The sequence below is a fragment of the Phaeobacter sp. JH20_26 genome (assembly GCF_048056275.1).
In the GTDB taxonomy this organism is placed as follows: Bacteria; Pseudomonadota; Alphaproteobacteria; order Rhodobacterales; family Rhodobacteraceae; genus Phaeobacter; species Phaeobacter bryozoorum.
The window spans coordinates 58,181-79,222 of the sequence record NZ_JAYMWL010000001.1 but is presented as its reverse complement, the minus strand read 5'-3'; the positions used below and the strand labels follow the sequence as shown (position 1 = coordinate 79,222).

At 59.4% G+C, this 21,042-nt stretch carries 21 protein-coding genes, 1 tRNA gene and 1 pseudogene; 10 read left to right on the top strand and 13 right to left on the bottom strand.

All coding sequences use genetic code 11. The features are described from left to right. The first annotated feature begins 6 nt into the window (after positions 1-6). Positions 7-507, top strand: coding sequence for a DUF3299 domain-containing protein (locus VWY60_RS00400; protein ID WP_340547655.1), 501 nt, complete (start codon positions 7-9; stop codon positions 505-507). Positions 508-684: 177 nt separating this feature from the next. Here the strand turns inward: VWY60_RS00400 and VWY60_RS00395 are convergent, their stop codons facing one another. The 7 genes from VWY60_RS00395 to VWY60_RS00365 all read right to left on the bottom strand — a co-directional run bounded on the left by VWY60_RS00395 (position 685) and on the right by VWY60_RS00365 (position 7,561). Next, the gene (locus VWY60_RS00395; protein WP_416539587.1) at positions 685-1,797 is read right to left on the bottom strand and encodes a class II histone deacetylase; all 1,113 of its coding nucleotides are present in this window, start codon (positions 1,795-1,797) and stop codon (positions 685-687) included. Positions 1,798-1,936: 139 nt separating this feature from the next. Beyond that, positions 1,937-2,872 (bottom strand): branched-chain amino acid ABC transporter permease, encoded by a 936-nt coding sequence (locus VWY60_RS00390; RefSeq protein WP_416539586.1) that lies wholly within the window; start codon positions 2,870-2,872, stop codon positions 1,937-1,939. Further along, positions 2,869-3,738 (bottom strand): branched-chain amino acid ABC transporter permease, encoded by an 870-nt coding sequence (locus tag VWY60_RS00385; protein ID WP_416539585.1) that lies wholly within the window; start codon positions 3,736-3,738, stop codon positions 2,869-2,871. Before VWY60_RS00385 ends, VWY60_RS00390 begins: the two co-directional genes overlap by 4 nt. Then, a complete protein-coding gene (locus VWY60_RS00380; RefSeq protein WP_416539584.1) occupies positions 3,735-4,439 on the bottom strand; it encodes an ABC transporter ATP-binding protein in 705 nt (234 codons plus the stop codon). Before VWY60_RS00380 ends, VWY60_RS00385 begins: the two co-directional genes overlap by 4 nt. Continuing rightward, complete coding sequence (locus VWY60_RS00375; RefSeq protein ID WP_416539583.1) at positions 4,436-5,149, bottom strand: ABC transporter ATP-binding protein; 714 nt, start codon at positions 5,147-5,149, stop codon at positions 4,436-4,438. Before VWY60_RS00375 ends, VWY60_RS00380 begins: the two co-directional genes overlap by 4 nt. A gap of 3 nt (positions 5,150-5,152) precedes the next feature. After that, complete coding sequence (locus tag VWY60_RS00370) at positions 5,153-6,433, bottom strand: ABC transporter substrate-binding protein (protein WP_416539582.1); 1,281 nt, start codon at positions 6,431-6,433, stop codon at positions 5,153-5,155. A 180-nt stretch (positions 6,434-6,613) separates the two neighbouring features. Next, on the bottom strand, positions 6,614-7,561 hold the full coding sequence (locus tag VWY60_RS00365) for a helix-turn-helix transcriptional regulator (protein ID WP_416539581.1): 948 nt from the start codon (positions 7,559-7,561) through the stop codon (positions 6,614-6,616). Positions 7,562-7,700: 139 nt separating this feature from the next. Here VWY60_RS00365 and VWY60_RS00360 point away from each other — a divergent pair, with 139 nt between their 5' ends. Together VWY60_RS00360 and VWY60_RS00355 are read left to right on the top strand one after the other, a co-directional pair. Continuing rightward, positions 7,701-8,081: a nuclear transport factor 2 family protein gene (locus VWY60_RS00360; RefSeq protein WP_260016170.1), complete on the top strand. Its 381-nt coding sequence runs from the start codon at positions 7,701-7,703 to the stop codon at positions 8,079-8,081. Positions 8,082-8,104: 23 nt separating this feature from the next. Next, positions 8,105-9,505, top strand: coding sequence for an aldehyde dehydrogenase family protein (locus VWY60_RS00355; protein ID WP_416539580.1), 1,401 nt, complete (start codon positions 8,105-8,107; stop codon positions 9,503-9,505). A gap of 28 nt (positions 9,506-9,533) precedes the next feature. On the opposite strand, the gene VWY60_RS00350 is transcribed toward VWY60_RS00355, so the two are convergent. After that, positions 9,534-9,908 carry a winged helix-turn-helix transcriptional regulator gene (locus tag VWY60_RS00350; protein ID WP_260016172.1) on the bottom strand — a complete coding sequence of 125 codons (375 nt, stop codon included), beginning with the start codon at positions 9,906-9,908 and terminating at the stop codon, positions 9,534-9,536. A gap of 105 nt (positions 9,909-10,013) precedes the next feature. On the opposite strand from VWY60_RS00350, the gene VWY60_RS00345 reads away from it, so the two are divergent. Further along, positions 10,014-10,844 (top strand): nuclear transport factor 2 family protein, encoded by an 831-nt coding sequence (locus tag VWY60_RS00345; protein WP_416539579.1) that lies wholly within the window; start codon positions 10,014-10,016, stop codon positions 10,842-10,844. Positions 10,845-10,887: 43 nt separating this feature from the next. Continuing rightward, positions 10,888-11,475: a YceI family protein gene (locus VWY60_RS00340; protein WP_416539578.1), complete on the top strand. Its 588-nt coding sequence runs from the start codon at positions 10,888-10,890 to the stop codon at positions 11,473-11,475. 388 nt (positions 11,476-11,863) lie between these two features. Here the strand turns inward: VWY60_RS00340 and VWY60_RS00335 are convergent. The 5 genes and pseudogenes from VWY60_RS00335 to VWY60_RS00315 form a co-directional block, all read right to left on the bottom strand. Beyond that, positions 11,864-12,672, bottom strand: a pseudogene (locus VWY60_RS00335) (IS3 family transposase). Positions 12,673-12,767: 95 nt separating this feature from the next. Next, the gene (locus VWY60_RS00330; RefSeq protein ID WP_416539672.1) at positions 12,768-12,998 is read right to left on the bottom strand and encodes a helix-turn-helix domain-containing protein; all 231 of its coding nucleotides are present in this window, start codon (positions 12,996-12,998) and stop codon (positions 12,768-12,770) included. Between the two features lie 164 nt (positions 12,999-13,162). Continuing rightward, positions 13,163-13,239, bottom strand: a tRNA-Arg gene (locus tag VWY60_RS00325). 103 nt (positions 13,240-13,342) lie between these two features. Continuing rightward, on the bottom strand, positions 13,343-13,831 hold the full coding sequence (locus VWY60_RS00320; protein WP_416592401.1) for a DUF995 domain-containing protein: 489 nt from the start codon (positions 13,829-13,831) through the stop codon (positions 13,343-13,345). Between the two features lie 82 nt (positions 13,832-13,913). Beyond that, a complete protein-coding gene (locus tag VWY60_RS00315) occupies positions 13,914-14,837 on the bottom strand; it encodes a calcium-binding protein (RefSeq protein WP_416539576.1) in 924 nt (307 codons plus the stop codon). A gap of 532 nt (positions 14,838-15,369) precedes the next feature. Here VWY60_RS00315 and VWY60_RS00310 point away from each other — a divergent pair. The 5 genes from VWY60_RS00310 to VWY60_RS00290 all read left to right on the top strand — a co-directional run bounded on the left by VWY60_RS00310 (position 15,370) and on the right by VWY60_RS00290 (position 21,032). Further along, positions 15,370-16,926, top strand: coding sequence for an ABC transporter substrate-binding protein (locus tag VWY60_RS00310; RefSeq protein ID WP_416535444.1), 1,557 nt, complete (start codon positions 15,370-15,372; stop codon positions 16,924-16,926). A 152-nt stretch (positions 16,927-17,078) separates the two neighbouring features. Continuing rightward, positions 17,079-18,059 carry an ABC transporter permease gene (locus VWY60_RS00305; protein ID WP_340547639.1) on the top strand — a complete coding sequence of 327 codons (981 nt, stop codon included), beginning with the start codon at positions 17,079-17,081 and terminating at the stop codon, positions 18,057-18,059. Beyond that, complete coding sequence (locus VWY60_RS00300) at positions 18,056-19,003, top strand: ABC transporter permease (protein WP_260102074.1); 948 nt, start codon at positions 18,056-18,058, stop codon at positions 19,001-19,003. The genes VWY60_RS00305 and VWY60_RS00300 overlap by 4 nt, the downstream gene beginning before the upstream one ends. A 5-nt stretch (positions 19,004-19,008) precedes the next feature. Beyond that, complete coding sequence (locus VWY60_RS00295) at positions 19,009-20,001, top strand: ABC transporter ATP-binding protein (protein WP_260102075.1); 993 nt, start codon at positions 19,009-19,011, stop codon at positions 19,999-20,001. Then, positions 19,998-21,032, top strand: coding sequence for an oligopeptide/dipeptide ABC transporter ATP-binding protein (locus tag VWY60_RS00290; RefSeq protein WP_340547637.1), 1,035 nt, complete (start codon positions 19,998-20,000; stop codon positions 21,030-21,032). Before VWY60_RS00295 ends, VWY60_RS00290 begins: the two co-directional genes overlap by 4 nt. Positions 21,033-21,042: the final 10 nt, after the last annotated feature.

Genomic DNA, 21,042 nt, shown 5'->3' with positions numbered 1-21,042 from the left:
GACCAAATGATGAACCGCAGAACGGCGTTGATGCTCTTGTCTGGATCAGTGGTTGCCCCAACGGTGGCCTCTGCAGCGACGCCGCGCGAGATCATGTGGGATGACCTGATCCCGCCGGGAGTTCCCTATTCGGAGATCACCGGCGAAGGCGATATGGACGTTGAGAATGACACCTGGCGGCCGATCTACGACGCAAATGCGACGAAGCTGAACGAAGAGCTGAACGGTGTGTATATCAAGATGCCAGGTTTCATCATCCCCTTCGACGTCGGTGCAAAGGGCGTGACGGAGTTCATGCTGGTGCCCTATGTCGGCGCCTGCATCCATACGCCCCCGCCCCCGGCTAACCAGCTTGTGATGGTCACCGCGACAGAACCATGGCCGGGGGATCAGCTCTGGGATCCGGTTTGGGTTACGGGAACACTGCGGACGCAACTGCAATCTACCGCGCTTGGCCAAACGGGCTATTCCATAGCCGCCGACAAGATGGAGGTCTACGTCTGGTGACGAAGCAGCTCGCCGTTTTTCGAAAGCTCCAAGCGAGGCAAGAATACCCCGCTTGAAGCCCAATCGGTCGCTGTTACTTTTTAACAAACTGCCGCGTGTGATCGCGGGGTAGTCTTGCAATTGAGCGGTAAGGCGAAGACCAGGAAACCGGCCGGCGCCGTGAGGCAGAGCTCCTGACTATGTTGATGCAATCTGCTCCGCGAACTTTATCAGCCGGTTCCGCTGGAATTCGACGAAATCGGCTGCGGGCTGGTTGGCCTCGGCAACGCCGCGGAAGGGGTCTTCGACATCGCTCTTGATGCCTGCCATCGTCGCGATCACTTCGTGCGCACAGAAGGGAACCACCGCCTCCGCGTAGCCGCCCTCATGCACCGCAACCAGTCTGCCACCACATAGATCGCGCGCGGCCTTCATCACCGTGCGGGTGAGATAGGCGAATGTGCCGCTGTGCGCGGTCATCCGGCTGAGCGGATCGAAATTGTTGGCATCAAGCCCGCAGGCGATGATGATCAGATCCGGTTTGAATTCGTAAAGCGCGGGCAGCACCAGCAGCTCCATCGCATCGGCGTAAGACTGGTGGCCTGCGCCCGGCAGCAGCTCGACGTTCAAGTTGCAGTCGGCTCCTGCTCCCGCGCCGCGCTCCTCCCCCAAGCCCGAGCCAGGTGGGAAGCAGCTTTGCTGGTGAATCGAAATCGTCAGAACATCACCGCGCTCATAAAATATGTCTTGGGTGCCGTTTCCATGATGAACATCCCAGTCAAGCACTGCGACGCGGCCTAGCCCTTTTTCAGCCTTGGCGGCCTCGATCGCGATCGGGATATTAGCCAGGAGGCAGAACCCCATGGAACCATCCCGCCCAGCATGGTGCCCCGGCGGGCGCGACAGGGCATAGGCGTTCTGATAGGTTCCGTCCAGCACATCGAAAACCGCCTGTCGCGCCAGCCCGGCCGACAAAGCGGCAATTTCGTAGCTGCCAGCTCCGAAAGGTGAGAACAGACCAGCATTCCCGCCGCCCGCATCGCTCAGCGCCTTGAAACGCTCAATGTAGTCACTGCTGTGGACCCGCGCCATTTCGCATTCGCTGACTGGCCGGGCCGACTGGACGCCCAATTGGGCGGTCAGCCCGGACACATCCATCAGCGACTTCAGTCGCCGTTTGGATTCCGGCGATTCCGCATGCCCGGCGCCGGCGGGCGGTTGCACCCAGCCCCCGACCGGCATGATCAGCGCGTGTTCACCTGTCGTGTGCCACAGGCAGTGTTCGTCAAAGTAAAATCCTGTATCCGGCATTATCGTCTCTCCTCAATCTTCAGGTTGCAGAAGCGCAGCGGCGCATAATTGGCGCGGGCTTAGGCATGCAGCCGCGATCCGGCCAGCTAGGCGGCGCGCGTCAAAGTCTTAGTCATCGTCTCGTCGCCGAGGTTCGAGATTATGGGTCTCTGGCAGCCGTTCTGGCTCTGGGGAGCAGGCGGTCCAGCAGGCCGCTCAGCCCCTTAGGCACAGTCAGCATCACCGCAACCGCAATGGTGCCGAGGGCAATCTGGCTCCAGCCGGGATAGTCAACGAGCCCCTCCCGCAGGACGACGAACAACAGCACGCCCAGCACCGGGCCGCGGATGGTCCCAAGGCCCCCGATCACGCAGATGAAGATCGCGTTCACAGTCCAGTTGATGTCGAAGGCGGCGACTGGCGAGACATAGAGCGTGCCAAGAAAACTGATGGCGCCGGCCATCCCGCACCCTGCCGCCGACAGGACAAAGATGGTCCCTTTGATCCGCCGGGTTTTCACCCCCAGCGAGCGGGCGGCGGTTTCGTCATCGCGCATCGCATGGACATGCAGGCCATAGGGGCTTTGCTGCAGCAGCCACAGCCCCAGGCACAGGCCCGCGGCCAGTGTCAGCGCAAACCAATGCGCCGAGGCGGGCAGCCAGCTGGTATCGATCCGCCGCGCCGCATAAAGCGGCAGGCCGGAGGAGCCTCCGAAGTAGTCCAGCCGACTGACAACGATCTTGATGATCTCTGCAGCCACCCACATACCGATGGCGAAATAGACCTCGCGCAGGCGGAACAGAACCGGGGTCAGGGCAAGCGCCAGCAGCGCTGCCCCGGCCCCGGACAACGGGACCATGATGTAGGGAGAGACAGGCAGGTCCCGTGTGACGGCAAACAAGAGGTACGCCCCGGTGGCGACAAAGGCGTGGTGGCCAAGCGACAGGAGGCCGCCATAGCCCGCCAGCAGGTTCCAGCTTTGTGCGATGGCCAGCAGCACCAGCATTTCGGTCAGCAGCGCGAGCCCGCCTGCATTCAGCGCAAAAGGCGCGGCAGCAAGTGCTGTCAGCAAAAGGGCAAGAATAGCGCGGGTCATCGTGTCACCACCTTTCCGGCAAGCCCCTGCGGGCGGATGAGAAGGAAGACCAGCAGAAGCAGGTGCCCGTAGAGCAGCCCCGACGCCGGATCAAAGTAGAAGCCCGCCACATGCACCAGCGCCAGGGCGATGCCGCCAAGATAGCTAGCCCAGATTGAGCCAAGGCCGCCGATCACGATCACCTCAAAGGCGATGAGCAGGCGTTCCGCACCGGAAAACGGCGTGATCGAACTGCGTGAGGCCAGCAGCATTCCTGCCAGTGCCGCGCAGGCTGCGGAGACTGCCATGGCAATGGCAAAGATGCGTCGACGGCGGATTGCAAACAGCGCCACGGTTTCCGCATCATCCGAGGTTGCGCGCACCGCGCGCCCCAGCCGGGTCTTGCGCAGGACCAGATGCAACCCGCCGAACAGCGACAGCGACAGCAGGAAGATGCCCAGCGGGAGCCAGCCGATTGTCTGGCCAGCAATGGTGAGATTTGCTGTTTTGACCGCGCCTAGGTCGATGCTGCGGCTGTTGGCGCCGTATAAGCCGACCATCGCATTCTGCATCACCACCGACAGGCCGAAGGTGACCAGCAGCGCGGGCATCGGATCGGGGCTCAGCACCCGGTTCAGCAGCTGGGTCTGCAGCAGCCAGCCAAAGGCGAAAGCGCCCAGGCACACCAGCGGCATCAGCAGAAATGGGCTGACCGGCCAGTCCGCGCCGAGGGTGAACAGCGCCAGCGCGCCGGCAATGGCCAGCTCTCCATGAGCAATATTGGCAATCCGCATGACACCGAAGATCAGCGATAGTCCCAGCCCGAACAGCGCATAGAGCCCGCCCAGGAACAGCCCGTTCATCAGGATTTCTATGGCTGTGCTCATTGGTTCTCTCCGAAATAGGCCTGACTCACCTGCTCGAAACAGGCACCATCCGAAGCGCCTGCCAGCGACACTTGCCCTGCCAGCAGGCAGTAGAAACGGTCAGAGGCTGCCAGCGCCCTGCGGATATCCTGTTCGACCAGCACAATTGTGGTGCCGCGCGCCTTGAGGTCGGCCAAAGCCTCATACACCCGATCAACAATCACCGGCGCCAGCCCGAGGGAGGCCTCATCCACCAGCAGCAGCTCCGGGTTGGTCATCAGCGCGCGGCCGATGGCCACCATTTGCTGCTGGCCGCCCGACAGCAGACCTGCAGGCCGCTGCGCCATCGGCGCGATTTCGTCGAACAGCTCCAGCACCCGCGGCAGGGTCCAGTGGCCGCGCCGTCCGACATCGCCGCCGATCATCAGGTTTTCCGCCACGGTCAGGCTGGGGAACAGCCGCCGCCCCTCTGGCACCATGGCAATGCCGCGCTGCGCCAGCGCGCCGGGATCCAGCGCCAGAATGTCCTGCCCGGCAAAGGTCAGCTGTCCCGCCTCTCGTGTGCCCAGCCCGGCAATCGCCCGCAGCAGCGTGGTCTTTCCCGCGCCATTGGCACCGATCAGCGCGACGGTCTCCCCCTCGTCCACATGGGCATCAATCCCGAACAGAGCCTGGAAATCGCCATAGCGCGCGGTCAGGTTCTGCATCTGCAACAGGGTCATGCCGCCGCCCCCAGATAAAGCGCGCGCACCTGCGGGTCGGCGGCAACCACCTCCGGGCGGTCCTCAATCAGCTTGCGCCCCAGCGCCAGCATCATGATCCTGTCAGACGCTTCCTGCAGTGCGTGGGCGATATGCTCAATCCACAGGACCGCCAGCCCCGCTTCCTTCAGCCGCTTGACCAGCAGCACCATCTCGGCGGTTTCCTGATCGGTCAGCCCGCCGGACACCTCGTCCAGCAGGATTACTTTGGGGTCGGAGGCCAGCGCCTTTGCCAGTTCGAGCCGTTTGCGGTCCAACAACCGCAGCGCGGTGCCGGGATTGTTGCGGTGTGGTCCCAGACCGGTGATCTCCAGGATCTCCTCCACCCGCGCCCGTGCGGCCTTGGGCGCGATGCCGTGGCTTGCGTGCTGTGCCAGATAGAGTGTCTCTTGAACGCTGAGAGAGGCAAATGCGCGCGGCACCTGAAAGGCACGTGCCAGCCCGGCACGAACCCGCCCGGCTGTGTCCAGCCCGGTTACATCCCGCCCTGCCACATGGACCGATCCGCCATCGGCGCGTGTAACATCGGTCAGGAGATCAAAGAACGTGCTCTTGCCCGCGCCATTGCCCCCCATGATCCCAAGGCAGCTGCCCGGTGCGACGGTGACCGAGACATCCTTGATCACCCGCAGGCCGCCAAACGCCTTGCTGAGATTGCGTGCTTCCAACATGGCTCAGACCTTGGGCAGTGCGATGGTTTCGCTTTCGACGCGAATGTCAGGCGCGAGGGTGTTTTCGGTAATCACCAGTTCAAACGCATGCTTACCCGAGGACTTGCGCCACTGGCCGCCCGCCAGCTGGGTCTTCGCCACGTTTTTGACAGGGCTGGAGGCAAAATTCACCGGCCCCACAACCGTGTCCAGTTTTGTGGCAGCAAAGACGTCGCGGACTGCGGCGCGGTCCTTGGGGGCGCCGGACTGCACCAGCGCATCCAGGCCCACCTCGAACAGCGCGTGGCTGTAGCCCAGCGTCTGCACCCATTGCGCGTTGCTGTCTGCTTCCCAGGCGCCGGCCAGTTCGCGGGCGCTTTGCCCCGTGAAGGAAGAGGCGAAGGGCACATTCGGGGTCCACCAGACCTCAGTTGTCATGCCATCGCCGCGCGCGCCCATCGCTTCAATCGCCTGTGGGAACAGAAAGGCCGCCGCAAAGGTGCAGGCCTTTGGGGTGTAGCCCGCCTGCCCCGCCTGATTCCAGAAGGTGATCCAATGCGGCGGGAAGCCGAAGCCAGTCACAATATCGGCGCTTGCGTCGCGGAAGCGGCTGACCTGGGCGGAATAGTCATCCGCGTCGATCTTGAACATGCCGCCATCGGTACGCGAATACCCGCCCCGCTCGATGAAGCCCGGCAACCCCATCGCCGGATCGGCAAAGGCCTGTCCGACCGGGTTGTCGAGATAGAAATCGCCAACGCTCTTGTTGGTGTCGATCTGATCCCAAAGCCGCACAAAGGTGCTCATGGCGTCATCAGCCCCCCAGAAGAAATGGAAGGTCCAGGGAAAGCCCTGTTCCGGGTTGGAGCCGCGCGGGAACATCCAGGCTTGCCACGGTTGCATCGTGCTCATCGTCGGGATGCCGTGGATATCAGCGATCTCGCCCAAAGCCACCGCTGCATCGCCGTCGTTGATCAGCAGCATATCGACCTGATCGCGCAGGATCAGCTCATTGCCCGCAGAGATCGACCGGTTCATGTTGGACTGATTGTCCTTCACGATGATCTCGACTTCATGGGTGCTGCCGCCAGCGTTCAGCCCGCCCTCCAGCTGCTTGCGGATGCTGTCGACCATCCACTGATCCGACGTCCCGAACGAGGCGCGAGGTCCGCTCAGCGGCGAGATGAATCCGATCCGCACCTTCTTGGAGGCGGCGGTGGCAATGGACGGCATCGCGAGTGTGCCGGTTGCGGCGGCCGTTCCGGCCAGGAAACTGCGACGGCTGAAAGATGTGTTTCTGGTCATGGTGATCCTCCCTTTTCCAAAACGGTACGGAAGGGCGAACGGGCCAGACATAGTGCAGATGCACTATCATCGACCGGCTTGTTTACAGCTTTGCAGCGCTCGCAGGAACGTCGATGGAGCCACATGAAATCAGCGGCATAGCGAAGGAATGAAGGTGCCTGAAACGCTACGGGTGCAGCTCTAGCGCAGCTGGCTGCCCGCCAGTCGCAGCAGTTCGACTTTGCTGTGAACGCCGGTTTTCCGATAGATGGAGGCCGCCTGATTCCGCACGGTATTGACCGAAACGCCGACGTCTTCGGCAATCGCCCGCATCGTCGCGCCGGAAATCAGCAGCTCCGCAACATGGCGTTCCTTCGGGGACAGGCGGCTCAGGGGGCTGACCGGCTGTGCCGAAATCAGCCAAAGGTCGTCAGAGTAACGGGAGCGGCCGAAGGTCGTCCCGGAGGGCGCGGTGATCACAGTCTGACCCGCCAGTTCCCGCATCATGGCCGTCGGCTTCTGCCCTGGCTCAAGCCCGTCTTTCACCGCCGCATTGAAGCCGGAAGAGCACAAGAACAATTCGCCCTCATGGTCCAGCAGCGCCCATTCGTTGCAGGGGTCCACCCGCAATCCTAGGTCCAGCTGTAAGCACATCGACAACGCCTGCTCCAGATGCCGTAGGATGGCCAGAAAATCCGCAGTCTCTGTGTCGGTAAAGGCTGGCTTCTGGCCATGCCGGTAAAGCGACATGAAAAAGTTGAACGGCCCTTCGCGCACCTTGCAATGGCCGTTCAGCATCTGGGTCAGATCGAATTCCTCGGCGAAGACCTTAAACCCGGGATCTGTCACAGCATCCTCGACCGACAGCGACCGGGCGTACCGTTTCAGGGAACGGCCGGTGCGCACAAAGGGGTCATTCACCAGATGCGCTTTGACCTTGGGCTCGAACCCCTCCGGCAAACCGCTGACCATCGTATGCACCATCGCGATCTTGCCGCCGCGGAACACTGACCAGCCCCACCAGGCGGAATCGAACACCGTAATCCCGCGCATCAGCCCGATCATGTACTGCTGGAAATGCAGCGGCGTATGGGTGTTGGCCTTGTCCATCAGGCTCAGCACAAATTCACTCAGATCATAGCGGTTCATGAGGTCAGGTTATCCCGTGCCAAGCTGCCACCCGCATAGTGCATATGCACTATACAGTCGCTTCCTTTCCCTGACTAGCGTTGCTGTCAGCGCCCCGGAAAAGTCTGGGACAGGCGCAAACGCAAGGGAGGATTGCACCATGACTGCTACGCTGAAAGACGTGATCGCCACCAAGTCCCGCCAGTTCGAGGCGAATTTCGCCGCCGGCGATGTCGCCGCGCTGGTGGAGGACTACTATACCCCCGACCCGGTGGTGATCGGCCAAGGAATTGGAACCTTTTCCGGCCGGGATGGTGCCTCGGCCTATTTCCTTGGCGCCGTGCAGGACATGAAAACGGCGCAGTTATCCACCACATCGGTGCAGCATGAGGGCAGCAGCGCCATTGAAACCGGCCGGGTGGTGCTGACACCGCGTGCTGAGGGCGCAGGTGATATCCATCTGGCCTATGTGGTGGTCTGGCAGAACGGCGAGGACGGCTGGAAGGTCCACATGGACTATTTCATGCCCGCCGCCGCCTGACCCGCTGGCAAGGAGAACACCCAATGAAATTTGAAATGACAATCGGCGGCGCCCCCGCTCCCGCGGCTGCCTGCTTCGATGTGGCCAATCCGGCAGGCGGGCTGGCAGGCCGAGCACCAAACGGAACACTGGCGGACCTAGACCGTGCGGTAGCAGCCGCGCAGGAGGCCTTTGCCAGCTGGTCGCAGCTGTCCCATGCCGATCTTCAGCGCTATTGCGAGGCTGTAACAGCCAAGATCGCGGAGCATGCCGAAGAGCTTGCTCAGCTGATCACGGCTGAACAGGGCAAGCCGCTCAATGGCCTCGGATCACGTTTTGAGATGGGCGGCGCCCAAGCCTGGGCTGGATACACCGCTGAGCTGTCGCTGCCGGTCAAGGTGCTGCAGGACGACGCCGAAGGCCGGATTGAGCTGCATCGCAAACCGCTTGGTGTCGTCGGTTCGATCACCCCCTGGAACTACCCAGTTATGATAGCGGTTTGGCACATCCTGCCCGCGCTGCGGACCGGCAATACAGTGGTGATCAAACCCTCGCCGCTGACTCCGCTCAGCACGCTGCGGCTTGTGGCTTTGCTAAACGAAGTGCTGCCTGCGGGTGTTCTCAATTGTATCACCGGAGACGACCAGACTGACAACCTGGGAGCGGCAATGTCTGCCCATCCGGGCATCCGCAAGATTGTCTTCACCGGCTCTTGCACGACCGGAGAGAAGATTATGACCGCGGCTGCGCCGACAATGAAGCGGCTGACGCTGGAAATGGGTGGCAATGACGCGGGCATCGTGCTGCCGGATGCAGACCCCCAGGCGATTGCCGAAGGGCTGTTCTGGGGCGCTTTCATCAACAACGGCCAGACCTGCGCCGCGCTGAAGCGGCTCTATGTTCATGAGGACATCCATGACGCAGTCTGCGCCGCGCTGGTGGAATTTGCCCGCACCATTCCGGTGGGTCCGGGATCTGACGAATCCTCCATCCTTGGCCCGCTGCAGAATCCCATGCAGCACGCCAAGGTTTCCCGTCTCGTTGCCGCTGCCCGCGAAAAGGGCCAGCTGCTGCTGGGCGGCAACCCAGGCAAAGGGCTGTTTTTTGAGCCGACAATCATTGCCGGTCTTACCAATGGCGACCCGCTGGTGGATGAAGAACAGTTTGGCCCGGCCCTGCCGGTGATCAAGTACAATGACGTGGAAGAGGCGATTGCCGCCGCCAACGGCAGCCCCAACGGGCTGGGCGGGTCGGTGTGGTCCAGTGATATTGCCAAGGCGTGCACCGTCGCGGCACGGCTGGAATGCGGCTCTGTCTGGATCAACAAGCACGGGGCAATCCAGCCCAACGCGCCCTTTGGCGGGGTGAAATCCTCGGGGCTCGGCGTGGAGTTCGGCGAGGAGGGGCTGGCGGAATACACCGATATCCAAGTGGTGTTCGCCTGAACCGGCGGCCGGGACAGCGGTCCCGGCCCTAGCCTGCGCTGTCGTAACGCTCTCGCGCCGACATGATTTCCGGCTGTTTCGCCACCGCCCAGGCGGCCATTGCGCCTATCGGTTCAAACAACGACTTGCCCAGCTCCGTGATGGCATAATCAACCCGCGGCGGGACCACCGGAGTGACCCTGCGCGCCACCAGCCCATCCCGCTCGAGCTGCCGCAAGGTCTGGGTCAGCATCCGCTGCGAGACATCCGGGATTGACCGCTGAATCTCGGAAAACCGGTGTTCCCCGTCCCTCAGCAGCAGGATCACCAGCAGGCTCCATTTGCCGCTGATCTGCGCCAGCACTGTCCGGATCGGGCACAGATCCAGCCCCAGCTCCCGTTCGAGTTCTTCACGCCGCTTCATGGATTTTCCTTAGTTACTAAAAAGTGCCTACTTCCGAATTGGAACTTCGGTTCCTATTAGTAACTCATGTACCCGACTCAAGCAACTGTCACGATGGAGACTGCAATGACACTTCTTAAAAAAGCAGCCGCAGCTGTGCTTGCCTCCGCCGCCGCGACCAGCGCCGCCGCAGACCCAGCAGAAAACAAGGCCACAGCCGTTGCCCTCTTGGAGCAGGGCCTCGCCAAGGGCGATCGCGATTTCATTCGCGCGCATGTCGCCGAGGATTACATCCAGCACAACCCGCAGGCCGCCGATGGGCGCGAAGGGCTGCTGGGCTTTGTTGATTTTCTTGAGACCCTGGATCCGCCAGTGCAGGTGAACCCGGTCAGGGTGTTCGGCGATGAAAATTTCGTGGTGATCCACCAGACTGCAGAGTTCTTCGGGCCGAAGGTGATCATCGACCTGTTCCGCTTTGAAGACGGCAAGCTGGTGGAGCATTGGGATGCGATCCAGGATGAAGTGACTGAGACCGCCAGCGGCCGTTCCATGATTGATGGCACCACCGAAATCACAGATCTGGACAAGACCGACGCCAACAAGGCACTGGTCACCGGCCTCGTCACCGACGTGCTGATGGGCGGCGACCTTGCCAGGATCGACAGCTACATCCGCGCCGACTACATGCAGCACAACCCCTATGTGCCGGACACCCGCGACGGACTGAAGGGGTTCATCGCCTATCTGGCCGAGAACGAAATCTCCTTCGGCTACACGAAGCTGCACAATGTGGTGGCTGAAGGCAATTTCGTGATGACCCAGGCCGAAGGCATCTACGACAGCAAACCCACGGCCTTCTATGACCTGTGGCGCGTCGAGGACGGGCTGATCGCCGAACATTGGGACGCGGTGCAGGAAATCCCCGCCGAATTCGCCCACGGCAACGGCATGTTTTGATTCACAACCCCTTTAACTTCACGTCCAACGGAAAGGATACGCAATGACCAAAATCCACCTTCTCAGCACCCTCGCCGCTCTTGCCATCATGACAGGCGCAGCCGCTGCAGCAACTTACAAGACAGATCCTGGCCACACTGAGGTTCGCGTGGGCTGGAACCACGCCGGCGTCTCAATGCAGCACGGCGAATTCACTGCGGTCAGCGGCACGCTGGAACTGGATCCTGCAAACCCGGAGACCGCCAGCGTCACAGCGGCCATCGCAACGGACAGCTTCTTCTCCGGCGTCGAAGCGCTTGATCAACATGCCAAAAGTCCGGATTTCCTGGACGCAGGCACCTATCCGGAGATCACCTTTACCAGCACCGGTGTAAAACTCACCGGTGAGGATACAGCCGAGATTACCGGCGATCTGACCTTGCACGGTGTCACCAAACCGGTGGTGCTTGAGGCCCGCCTGACACACCTTGGCGCGCATCCGGTCGGTCAGTTCTTTGATTACTACAAAGGCGACTGGGTGGCTTTCTCCGCGTCGGGCACAATCGACCCGGCAGATTTCGGCGTCGGCAGCAGCATCCCGGTGGGCCAGCTGACCATCGAAATCGACACCGAGCTTAAAGCAGCCGAATAAGCTCAGGTCTCAATATACCAAGTATTCCGACACCGGGGCGCCAGCTTCGGGGTCGGAGTCTGCACATCAGACTGGTAGATTCAGCGAGACGGTCCATAACTGAGGATATCCACCATGGAATTGGTCACAGCTTGCGGTTGCAAACCAAGGGTTCACGAAATGCCTGAAGCCGACATCCATCGTGCTGTTCAGTTGTTGACCATTCAGAACGTAGGTAATCACTTGCGCTTTACTGCGCTGCAGCAAGCTTAGCGAGCGTTCTAAGTCAAAGGAGCCGCACAGCTGCAACGCATTCTAAGGTTCTTCAAGCGACTGGACACCCTAAGCAGAGGTGGTTCGGGTCGTTTGAACAGTTTCCGGCCGTTTCGTAGGTAGATTTCCCGCTCGATTATGCTGCGACCGGGATTTGTCGCAACGGTTTGAGATAGGCCTGATCGGGCGTCTGCCCGTCCAGCGATGAGTGCGGCCTCCTGCTGTTATAGAACGCCAGATATCGGCACAGGCTCTCGCGGGCTGCTGACACGCTTTCATACGCGCGCAGGTAGACCTCCTCGTATTTGATCGTCCGCCACAGCCGTTCGACAAAGACGTTGTCCCGCCACGCACCTTTGCCATCCATGCTGCTCTGGATGCCCGCGTCCTTCAGCGTCTTGATGAAGTCGATGGACGTGAACTGGCTGCCCTGATCCGTGTTCATGATCTCGGGCTTGCCATGACCGCGCAAGGCATCTTTCAAAGCCTCGATGCCCGGGCCGGTTTCCAGCGTTGTCGACAATCGCCAGACCAGAATCTTTCGGCTGAACCAGTCCAGCACCGCAACGAGATAAACAAATCCGCGCGCCATGGGGATCTAGGTAATGTCCATCGCCAGACCTGGTTTGGCCGTGTCACAGCATGCGTTCTTAGCAGACCGGCCTTGGCGAGCACTTCGCCCAAAAAATCGTTTTCCAGCGTCAACTGGCCTATCGTCGCGTGCAACGATTTCACATCGATCTCGGGCGCTTTCGACGCCTTCGGATTGTCGTCAAAACCGTCTGTCACGCGGCCTAGGGGCTGGTCTTTCCATTGCTCGACCTCGTTTGGATGAACGTCAAACTGCGTCGCCAATTCGCTCATCGTTTTGTCGCCCTTCAAAGCTGACAATGCGACTTTCGCCTTGAATGCCGGGCTGTGGTTCTGTCTGGGTCGCCTTGCCATCGTTGCTCCTTCGTCCCGGTACGCTGCCGGATCAGGAGCGGAAAATCCACCTAGCTCAACCGTCCATATTTCTCGGGCCAAATCTAATGGCCGCTCTATCTCTCTTCGCAAAGATCAGGGAAAATCTGCTCTGGCGTAGTTTGCAAAGCGTCCGCCAAAGCCTGCTCAATCTTCGCAGATCGACACATTCTTTTTCCTACCAAAGTGACAGCAGAGTCAGTCACGCCCAATTCGCGGGCGATCTTTGCGAGAGAGCTTCCCCGGACGCGAAGATCGGCCCTGCGGCGTTCATGTCGATCTAACTGTTGTTTTGTGGGCTGACGCATGTTGGCACAATGACGCAGCGCAAGTTTTAGGACAACACGGAACGCCAGCGAGCAGTGTTCGGATGCTGGGTGAATGTTGCGCGGAAGAGTTCGGCCGGGACTCTGTTGGGTCAATGATGTGACGGAAAAGTCAAACACCTCTGACGTCATACACATAGGAGAAGTGGCGGACCGAGGAGGATTCGAACCCCCGACCCCTTGATTCGTAGTCAAGTACTCTATCCAGCTGAGCTATCGGTCCACTGCGGCGGGGTTTAAGCGTAGCGGCGCGGGGGTGCAAGTCAAAAGCGAGGGGTCGGCCCTTTTTTTGGCTGACCCCTGAAACGGCTTCTTACCCGGATCAATCAGAACCCCAGTTTGGACCGGGTCTGTTGAACCTGGGCCTGGAATTTATATCCACGGACGAGACCCGCATCTTTCCCCATCGGCCACCATTCGGGATCGTTCGGCCAGCTTCGCCAGATGACACCCCAGGCGTCAACCACATGGCTGATGCAGGATTTGTCGTTCGCGCTGGCTCCGGCACGGCGTCCGCTTGGGTAGTACCAAACGAGATCCTGGCACATCTGCCCGTTTGCATCGACCGCCCAGGTTCCTGCGCCCAGGTTGTCGCTTTGGTCGGCACACCAGGCGCGCGCCTGACCGCCCGGTGCGAAATAGATGCCTCCGCCGCAGTTGTTGGTCCAGAGTTCAGTCTTTCCCGAGTATATTTTTGCAATTTTCTGCGGATTGGCAATTTTTGCACTGCGCGGCAACGGGTCTGCGGATGTCACCGCAGGTAGAGTGCAAAGCAGCGCCGCAGCAATCAGGTTACGTTTAACACTAGTCATCATTTACCTCCTCGGGTCTACCTGGGATCTGTCATCTTGATCTGCTGAACCGCTCTCCAGGCGCGAAGCTTGGAGCGTCAGTATATCAGAACAAGAAGTGATCGGCGTCCTGCAACTCTGTGTATGTCATGTTTTCGACGATCACGGTGACATCGGCAAAATAGATTGCCGCATCATCGCCGACCTGACCAAAATCGACATCCTGCATGCTCTCCGCTCCGCGGCCAAGCTTGATGCGGTCCACCCCCGCCTCAAAATCGGTGATGCGATCAGTGTGATCGCCCTCATTGAAGATAAATATATCCGCCCCCGCGCCGCCGGTCATCACGTCATCACCGGCCCCGCCAAATAGTCGGTCCACACCGGCGCCGCCACGAATCGTGTCGTTGCCAGCCCCACCGATCAAACGATCGTTGCCCCGTCCGCCCCCGATGAAATCGTCACCAAGACCGCCAAAGATACGGTCACGGCCGATTCCGCCGCGCAGGATATCGTCGCCGCCGTTCCCGTGGAGCGTATCTGCACCGGAGCCTCCGCGGAGGTTGTCGATCCCCAGACCACCCGTCACGAAATCATTACCCCCGCCGGCAGCGACCGTGTCGTTTCCGGCGCCAAGTGAAATGCGATCGCCGCCGCCATAGGTACGGATGGCAGTCACATTGCTGTTGAGGAGGGCAGTGATCTCGTCGTCACCAGAGAGCAGCTCACGGGCCAAATCGTCGGCAGGCAGTGAGGCAAAGCGATCAAAGGTCATCGAGATATTGGAAACCGATACGATTGGGGCGCCGTTCAGGGAGTGGTCCATCGAGTAGATCTGCCAATCCGCCTGGTCCTCGCTGGAAAAATCCCCGCCGAGGCGCAGCACGGATCCATCGGCGCCCGTCTGTTCAAGCTCGGTGGCAGAAACAACGGTACCGAAAGAGTCGCGCGAGGTTTCAAAGCTGTCAAAGGCCAGATAGTTACTCAGTGAAGATACGCCTGGAAACGACGCAACGAATACATTTGCCATTGTGGGCTCTCTTTCACACTGGTTGGAACGATTTGACTAAAAGCTGATAGGTTTATTCGGCGCTGCGGGCAAATATTTGGCGCCTTAACCATATTAACGGACTGTTAATGGGCGTCTGGGGCGTACAAACGACGAAATTTCGTGCGACTGTTTCCAATGCCGCCATGGAACGACCCGCGCTCTTCGCTCTAGGGGGAACACCGATTCTCTTGGTTCAGGTCGTTTTTCTTATCTCGATTCGGCCGGCGGTCTTCTGCGCCAATGCGTCACCTCGATGCGCTGTTTTTCGCCGCTGGGGTGCTCAGTATAGCAGTCAGAACCGCCGATTCCCGTCCACCCTCTGATAGGTTCTTGCTATGCGGAATGCGCATCCGCCGAGGTGATTGAGCCAACAAATGCCCCATAAGTTTTTGAAATATTTTTGAAAAACAAGCTATACGCATTTTGCATAGCCGCTTTGCAATCGGCATTGGATTGTTCGCGACCCCTGCGATACCGATGAAGTAACAATACAGTAACGGGAGGATGAATAATGAAACATTTTGCGAGTACGCTCGCTGTTGCCACTCTGACGGCAACCCTGAGCACGGCCGCGATGGCCGAGGTGACCATCAAGGTCGCCTATGACGCTGATCCGGTTTCGCTGGATCCGCATGAGCAGCTTTCCGGCGGCACGCTGCAGCTGTCGCACATGGTATTTGATCCGCTGGTCCGCTGGACCAAGGATCTGCAGTTCGCTCCGCGGCTGGCAGAAAGCTGGGAGCAGATCGATGAAACCACAATGCGGTTCAAGCTGCGCGACGGTGTCACGTTCCACAGCGGCAACCCGCTGACCTCGGCAGATGTTGACTGGACGTTTGATCGTCTGAAGTCCAGCCCCGATTTCAAGGGTATCTTCGCGTCTTTCACTGACGTCGAAGTCATCGACGAGCTGACTTTCGACCTGAAGACCTCCGAGCCGTATCCGCTGGTCCTGCACACGGCGACCTACATCTTCCCGATGGACAGCCAGTTTTACTCCGGCACCACCGAGGATGGCAAAGAAAAGGCCGAGCTGGTCAAGCACGGCGACAGCTTTGCATCGCGCAACCTGTCCGGCACCGGGCCCTTCACTGTCACCGAGCGTGAACAGGGCGTGAAAGTCGTCTTTGATCGCTTTGATGGCTACTGGGACACCGCTTCCGAAGGCAACGTCGACAAGATTATCCTGACGCCGATCAAGGAAGACCCGACACGTGTCGCAGCCCTGCTGTCTGGTGACGTTGATTTTATCGCACCGGTTCCGCCAACTGATCTGAAGCGTGTCGAAGAACACGAAGGCACCACCCTGATCACCGAACCCGGCACCCGTATCATCACGTTCCAACTGAACCAGAACCGTGTTGAAGCGTTCAAAGACGCACGTGTTCGCAAGGCGATCGACTATGCGGTGAACAACGCCGGCATCGTGGATCGCATTATGCGCGGCTTTGGCACCGTTGGCGCCCAGGCAAGCCCGGCCGGCTATCTCGGCTATGACGAGAACCTGACCCCGCGCTTTGACGTTGAAAAAGCCAAGGCTCTGATGGCCGAAGCTGGTTATGCCGATGGTTTCTCGGTCACCATGATGGCGCCGAACAACCGCTATGTGAACGATGATAAAATCGCTCAGGCCGTTGCTTCGATGCTGGCAAAGATCAACATCAAAGTTGACCTGCAGACCATGCCCAAAGCGCAGTACTGGCCGACATTTGACGAACGCGCTGCCGACATGATGATGATCGGCTGGCACTCCGACACCGAAGACTCCGCGAACTTCCACCAGTTCCTGACGCATTGCCCGGACGAAGCCACCGGCAACGGTCAGTACAATTCCGGCAACTACTGCAACCCGGAAGCCGATGCTCTGATGGCTGAAGCCAATGCGACAACCGATCAGGCGAAACGTGGCGAACTGCTGCGCAAGCTGGAAGGCATCCTTTATGAAGACGCGGCCTTCATTCCGCTGCACTGGCAGAACCTGGCCTGGGGTGCTCGTGATGGTGTCCACGCTGAGAAGATCGTGAACGCCCTGAACTTCCCCTACTTCGGCGATCTGAAAGTAGACTGATAACTCTTAGGCCGGGGCGGCGTCGCTGCCCCGGCCGATTTGCCACCAATTCCCAGATTTTCACCACTTCTTTATGGGCATGTCCCTGCCGCCCGTCGGGCGTCAATGGCGTTGTGCCCATCAACAAGTGACTGATACAAGGTAACTCCAACATGCTCGCCTACCTCGTGAAACGCGTGTTTCAGGCTATCGCGGTGATGTTTGCCATCTCGCTGATCGGCTTTGCCATCCAGGACAATCTCGGCGACCCCCTGCGCGAACTGGTCGGTCAGTCCGTTTCGGAAGAGGTCCGCCAGCAACTGCGCGACGAATTGGGTCTGAACGACAGTTTCGTGACACAGTACATCCGATTTCTTGGAAATGCCCTTCAGGGCGACCTCGGCACCAGCTATTTCTTCAAAGAACCCGCGCTCGACGTGATCCTGAAGAAGCTGCCCGCCACTTTGGAACTGGTTATGGGTGCAACCCTGATCATCGTCGGCCTCTCCGTACCCTTGGGCGTTTATACAGCGATCAAACCGAATGCGTTCTTCAGCCGCTTGATCATGGGGGTCTCGATTGTCGGCATCTCGATCCCGGTTTTCCTGACCGCAATCCTGATGATTTTTGTCTTCTCGGTGGAACTCGGATGGTTCCCATCTTACGGGCGGGGCGATGTGGTGCATGTCTTTGGCTATTGGGAAACCAATTTTGCTACCGCAGATGGCTGGGTGCACATCCTGCTGCCTTCGGTCGCGCTGGCATCGATCATGCTGCCGCTGTTCGTACGCCTGATCCGGGCTGAGATGATGGAAGTGCTGCAAAGCGAATACGTGAAATATGCCCGCGCCAAGGGCATCCGCCCCGGACGCATCTATTTTGTGCATGCGCTGAAGAATACCTTGTTGCCGGTGATCACCGTTGGTGGTGTGCAGATCGGAACTATGGTCGCCTACACTATTCTGACGGAGACCGTCTTCCAGTGGCCAGGCATGGGGTTCATGTTCCTTGAGGCGGTGAACCGCGTCGATACCCCGTTGATCGTGGCATATCTCATCATTGTGGGCTTCATCTTTGTGGTGACCAACACAATCGTCGACCTGATCTATGGGCTCGTCAATCCAACAGTCAATATTGCGAGGATGGGCGCATGAGCAGCCTTAGTACAAACCAAACCACCCCGTCGCGGTTTAGTCGCCTGTGGAACTCCAACATGGGCTACAGCTTCCGGCGCAACCCCGTGGCGATGGTATCCTTTGCGGTGTTCATGGTCATCACCCTCGCCTCGATCCTGGCACCGGTGCTGGCACCGTTTGATCCCTATGATCCGGCCCAGATCGACATTATGAACAGCGAATACCCGCCAGCCTGGATTGACGGAGCCGACCCCCAGTTCGTGTTTGGCACCGATGATCAGGGTCGGGATCTATGGTCGACGATCCTCTACGGCACCCGCCTGTCCTTGCTGATCGGTCTTTGCGCCGTCGCCTTGCAAGCCTTCCTCGGGATCTCAATCGGGTTGGTGGCCGGCTATGTCGGTGGGCGGCTCGACAGCCTTCTGATGCGCTTTGCCGATATCCAGCTGTCTTTCTCGACGTTGATGGTCGCTATCATCTTCCTCGCGGTGACGCAGGCGATGTTTGGCAGCGAGACCTTCAACCAATATGCGATCTACTTCCTGATTGCAGTGATCGGCGTCGCCGAATGGCCGCAATATGCCCGAACGGTACGCGCCACTGTTCTTGCTGAGAAAAAGAAGGAATATATCGACAGCGCCCGCGTGCTGGGCTTCGGCCCGATGCGGATTATGGTGCGGCATATTCTGCCGAACTCGCTGTCGCCGATCTTTGTGATTTCGACGGTGCAGGTGGCGAATGCGATTATTTCCGAGGCGTCACTCAGCTTCCTGGGTCTTGGGATGCCCCCCAGTCAGCCCTCGCTCGGATCGCTGATCTCCTCCGGTTTTGATTATATCTTCTCCGGCAGCTGGTGGATCACCGCCATCCCCGGTGTGGTTCTCGTTGTCCTCGTTCTTGTCATCAACCTCTTGGGTGACTGGATGCGTGACGTGCTGAACCCGAAACTCTACAAAGGATAATAGCGATGTCGTTGCTTTCCGTTCGCGACCTCACGGTCAAATTTGCGATGCGTGATCACACCGTCACCGCATTGAACCAGATTTCCTTCGACCTTGGAAAAGGAGAGCGTCTGGGCATCGTAGGTGAATCCGGGGCCGGTAAATCCATCACCGGTTTCTCTCTGATGAACCTTCTCAGCCGGCCCGGATATATCGACAGTGGTGAGATCCTTTTTGGTGGCAAGGATATCGTCAAACTGTCCGACGCCGAGATGCGTACGATCCGTGGCAATCGCATGGCGATGATCTTTCAGGATCCGATGGTCACTCTGAACCCGGTCCTGACGATCGGCCAGCAAATGGTCGAAACGCTCAAGGCGCACCGCTCGCTCAGCCAGTCTGAAGCGGAACAGATCGCTATTCTGAAGTTGCGGGAGGTCTATATCCCCTCGCCCGAAGAAAGGCTGAACCAATATCCCCACGAGCTGTCCGGCGGCATGCGGCAACGGATCATCATCGCGATGGCGCTGCTTCTGGATCCGGAGCTGATCATCGCAGATGAACCGACAACTGCGCTGGATGTGACAATTCAGGCGGACATCATGGAGTTGCTGCTCGAACTCTGCCAGTCCAACAAGGTTGGCCTGATCCTGATCACTCATGATCTTGGCGTGGTCAGTCAGATGACCGAGCGCACCCTCGTCATGTACGCCGGTCGTCTGATCGAGGCAGGTCCGACGCGCGAGATTATCAACGACCCGCAACACCCCTATACCCAAGGGCTGATCAACGCGTTGCCGCAACAGACCCTGCCCGGCCAACGACTGAAACAGATCCCGGGCAACATGCCGGGGCTGACATCCATCCCCCCCGGCTGTCCCTTCAGCCCTCGCTGCGAATATGCTGTCGACCACTGCCGCAAGGTGTTGCCGGAAACAGTAAGCTATCGCCAGGTTGAGGTCGCCTGCCACGAAGTCTCCCGCCTGCAGAATACCAGCCTTGAGGAGGCAAGCGTATGACAACCCAGATACAAGACAGCAAACCTTTGCTTGAGCTGAAGAATCTTGAAAAACGCTTTGAATTGGATCGCGGGTTTCTAGAAACCATCAAGCTGCGCGGTGGTCGCATCACCCGTGAGAAACGCGCGGTGCATGCGGTCAACAATGTCTCGCTCACCGCGGACCGTGGCGAAGCGTTGTGTATTGTTGGTGAATCCGGCTGCGGAAAATCTACTGTAGCGCGGCTGGTTGCCGGGCTGCTGACGCCCAGCGGCGGCGAAATCCACTATGATGGTCAACGGATCGACGATCGCTCGCGCGGGGAAATGATGCCCCTGCGCAAGAAGATGCAAATGATCTTTCAGAATCCCTATGCCTCCCTGAACCCGCGCATGACCATCCAGCAGGCGTTGGAAGAACCCGTTCGCCACCACAATCCGTCGCTGTCGCGTGGCGAAGTGCGTGATAAAGTGTCGGAGGTCATGCGGTCTGTTGGTGTGGATCCGAGCTGGTCCAGCCGCTATCCGCATGAATTCTCGGGTGGCCAGCGCCAGCGGATCGCAATCGCCCGGGCATTGACTGTCGACCCCGAGTTCATCATCGCGGATGAACCGATTTCGGCACTGGATGTCTCGATCCAGGCACAGGTTCTGAACCTGATGCTGGAAGCCAAGGACCAGCGGGGACTGACCTATTTCTTCATCACCCACGACCTCAGTGTGGTGGAGCATTTCGGGACGCGCGTTGCGGTGCTCTATCTTGGTACGCTGTGTGAGTTGGCCGATACCCGGACATTGTTTGAAAACCCCAAACACCCCTACACCAAGGCGCTGTTGTCCGCGGTGCCACAACTCAAGGATGAAGGGCCAAGTCACATCCGGCTGCAGGGCGAAATCCCGACACCCATCAACTTGCCTCAAGGTTGCCCCTTTCAAACGCGCTGCGCATTTGCGAATGCTAGATGTCGCGAGTCGCGTCCGCGTCCACTACGGCAAGCAGATGGCAGCACCGTTGCCTGCCACGCGGTCGAAGAGAACCGGCTCGACGGCTAAACACCGGGAC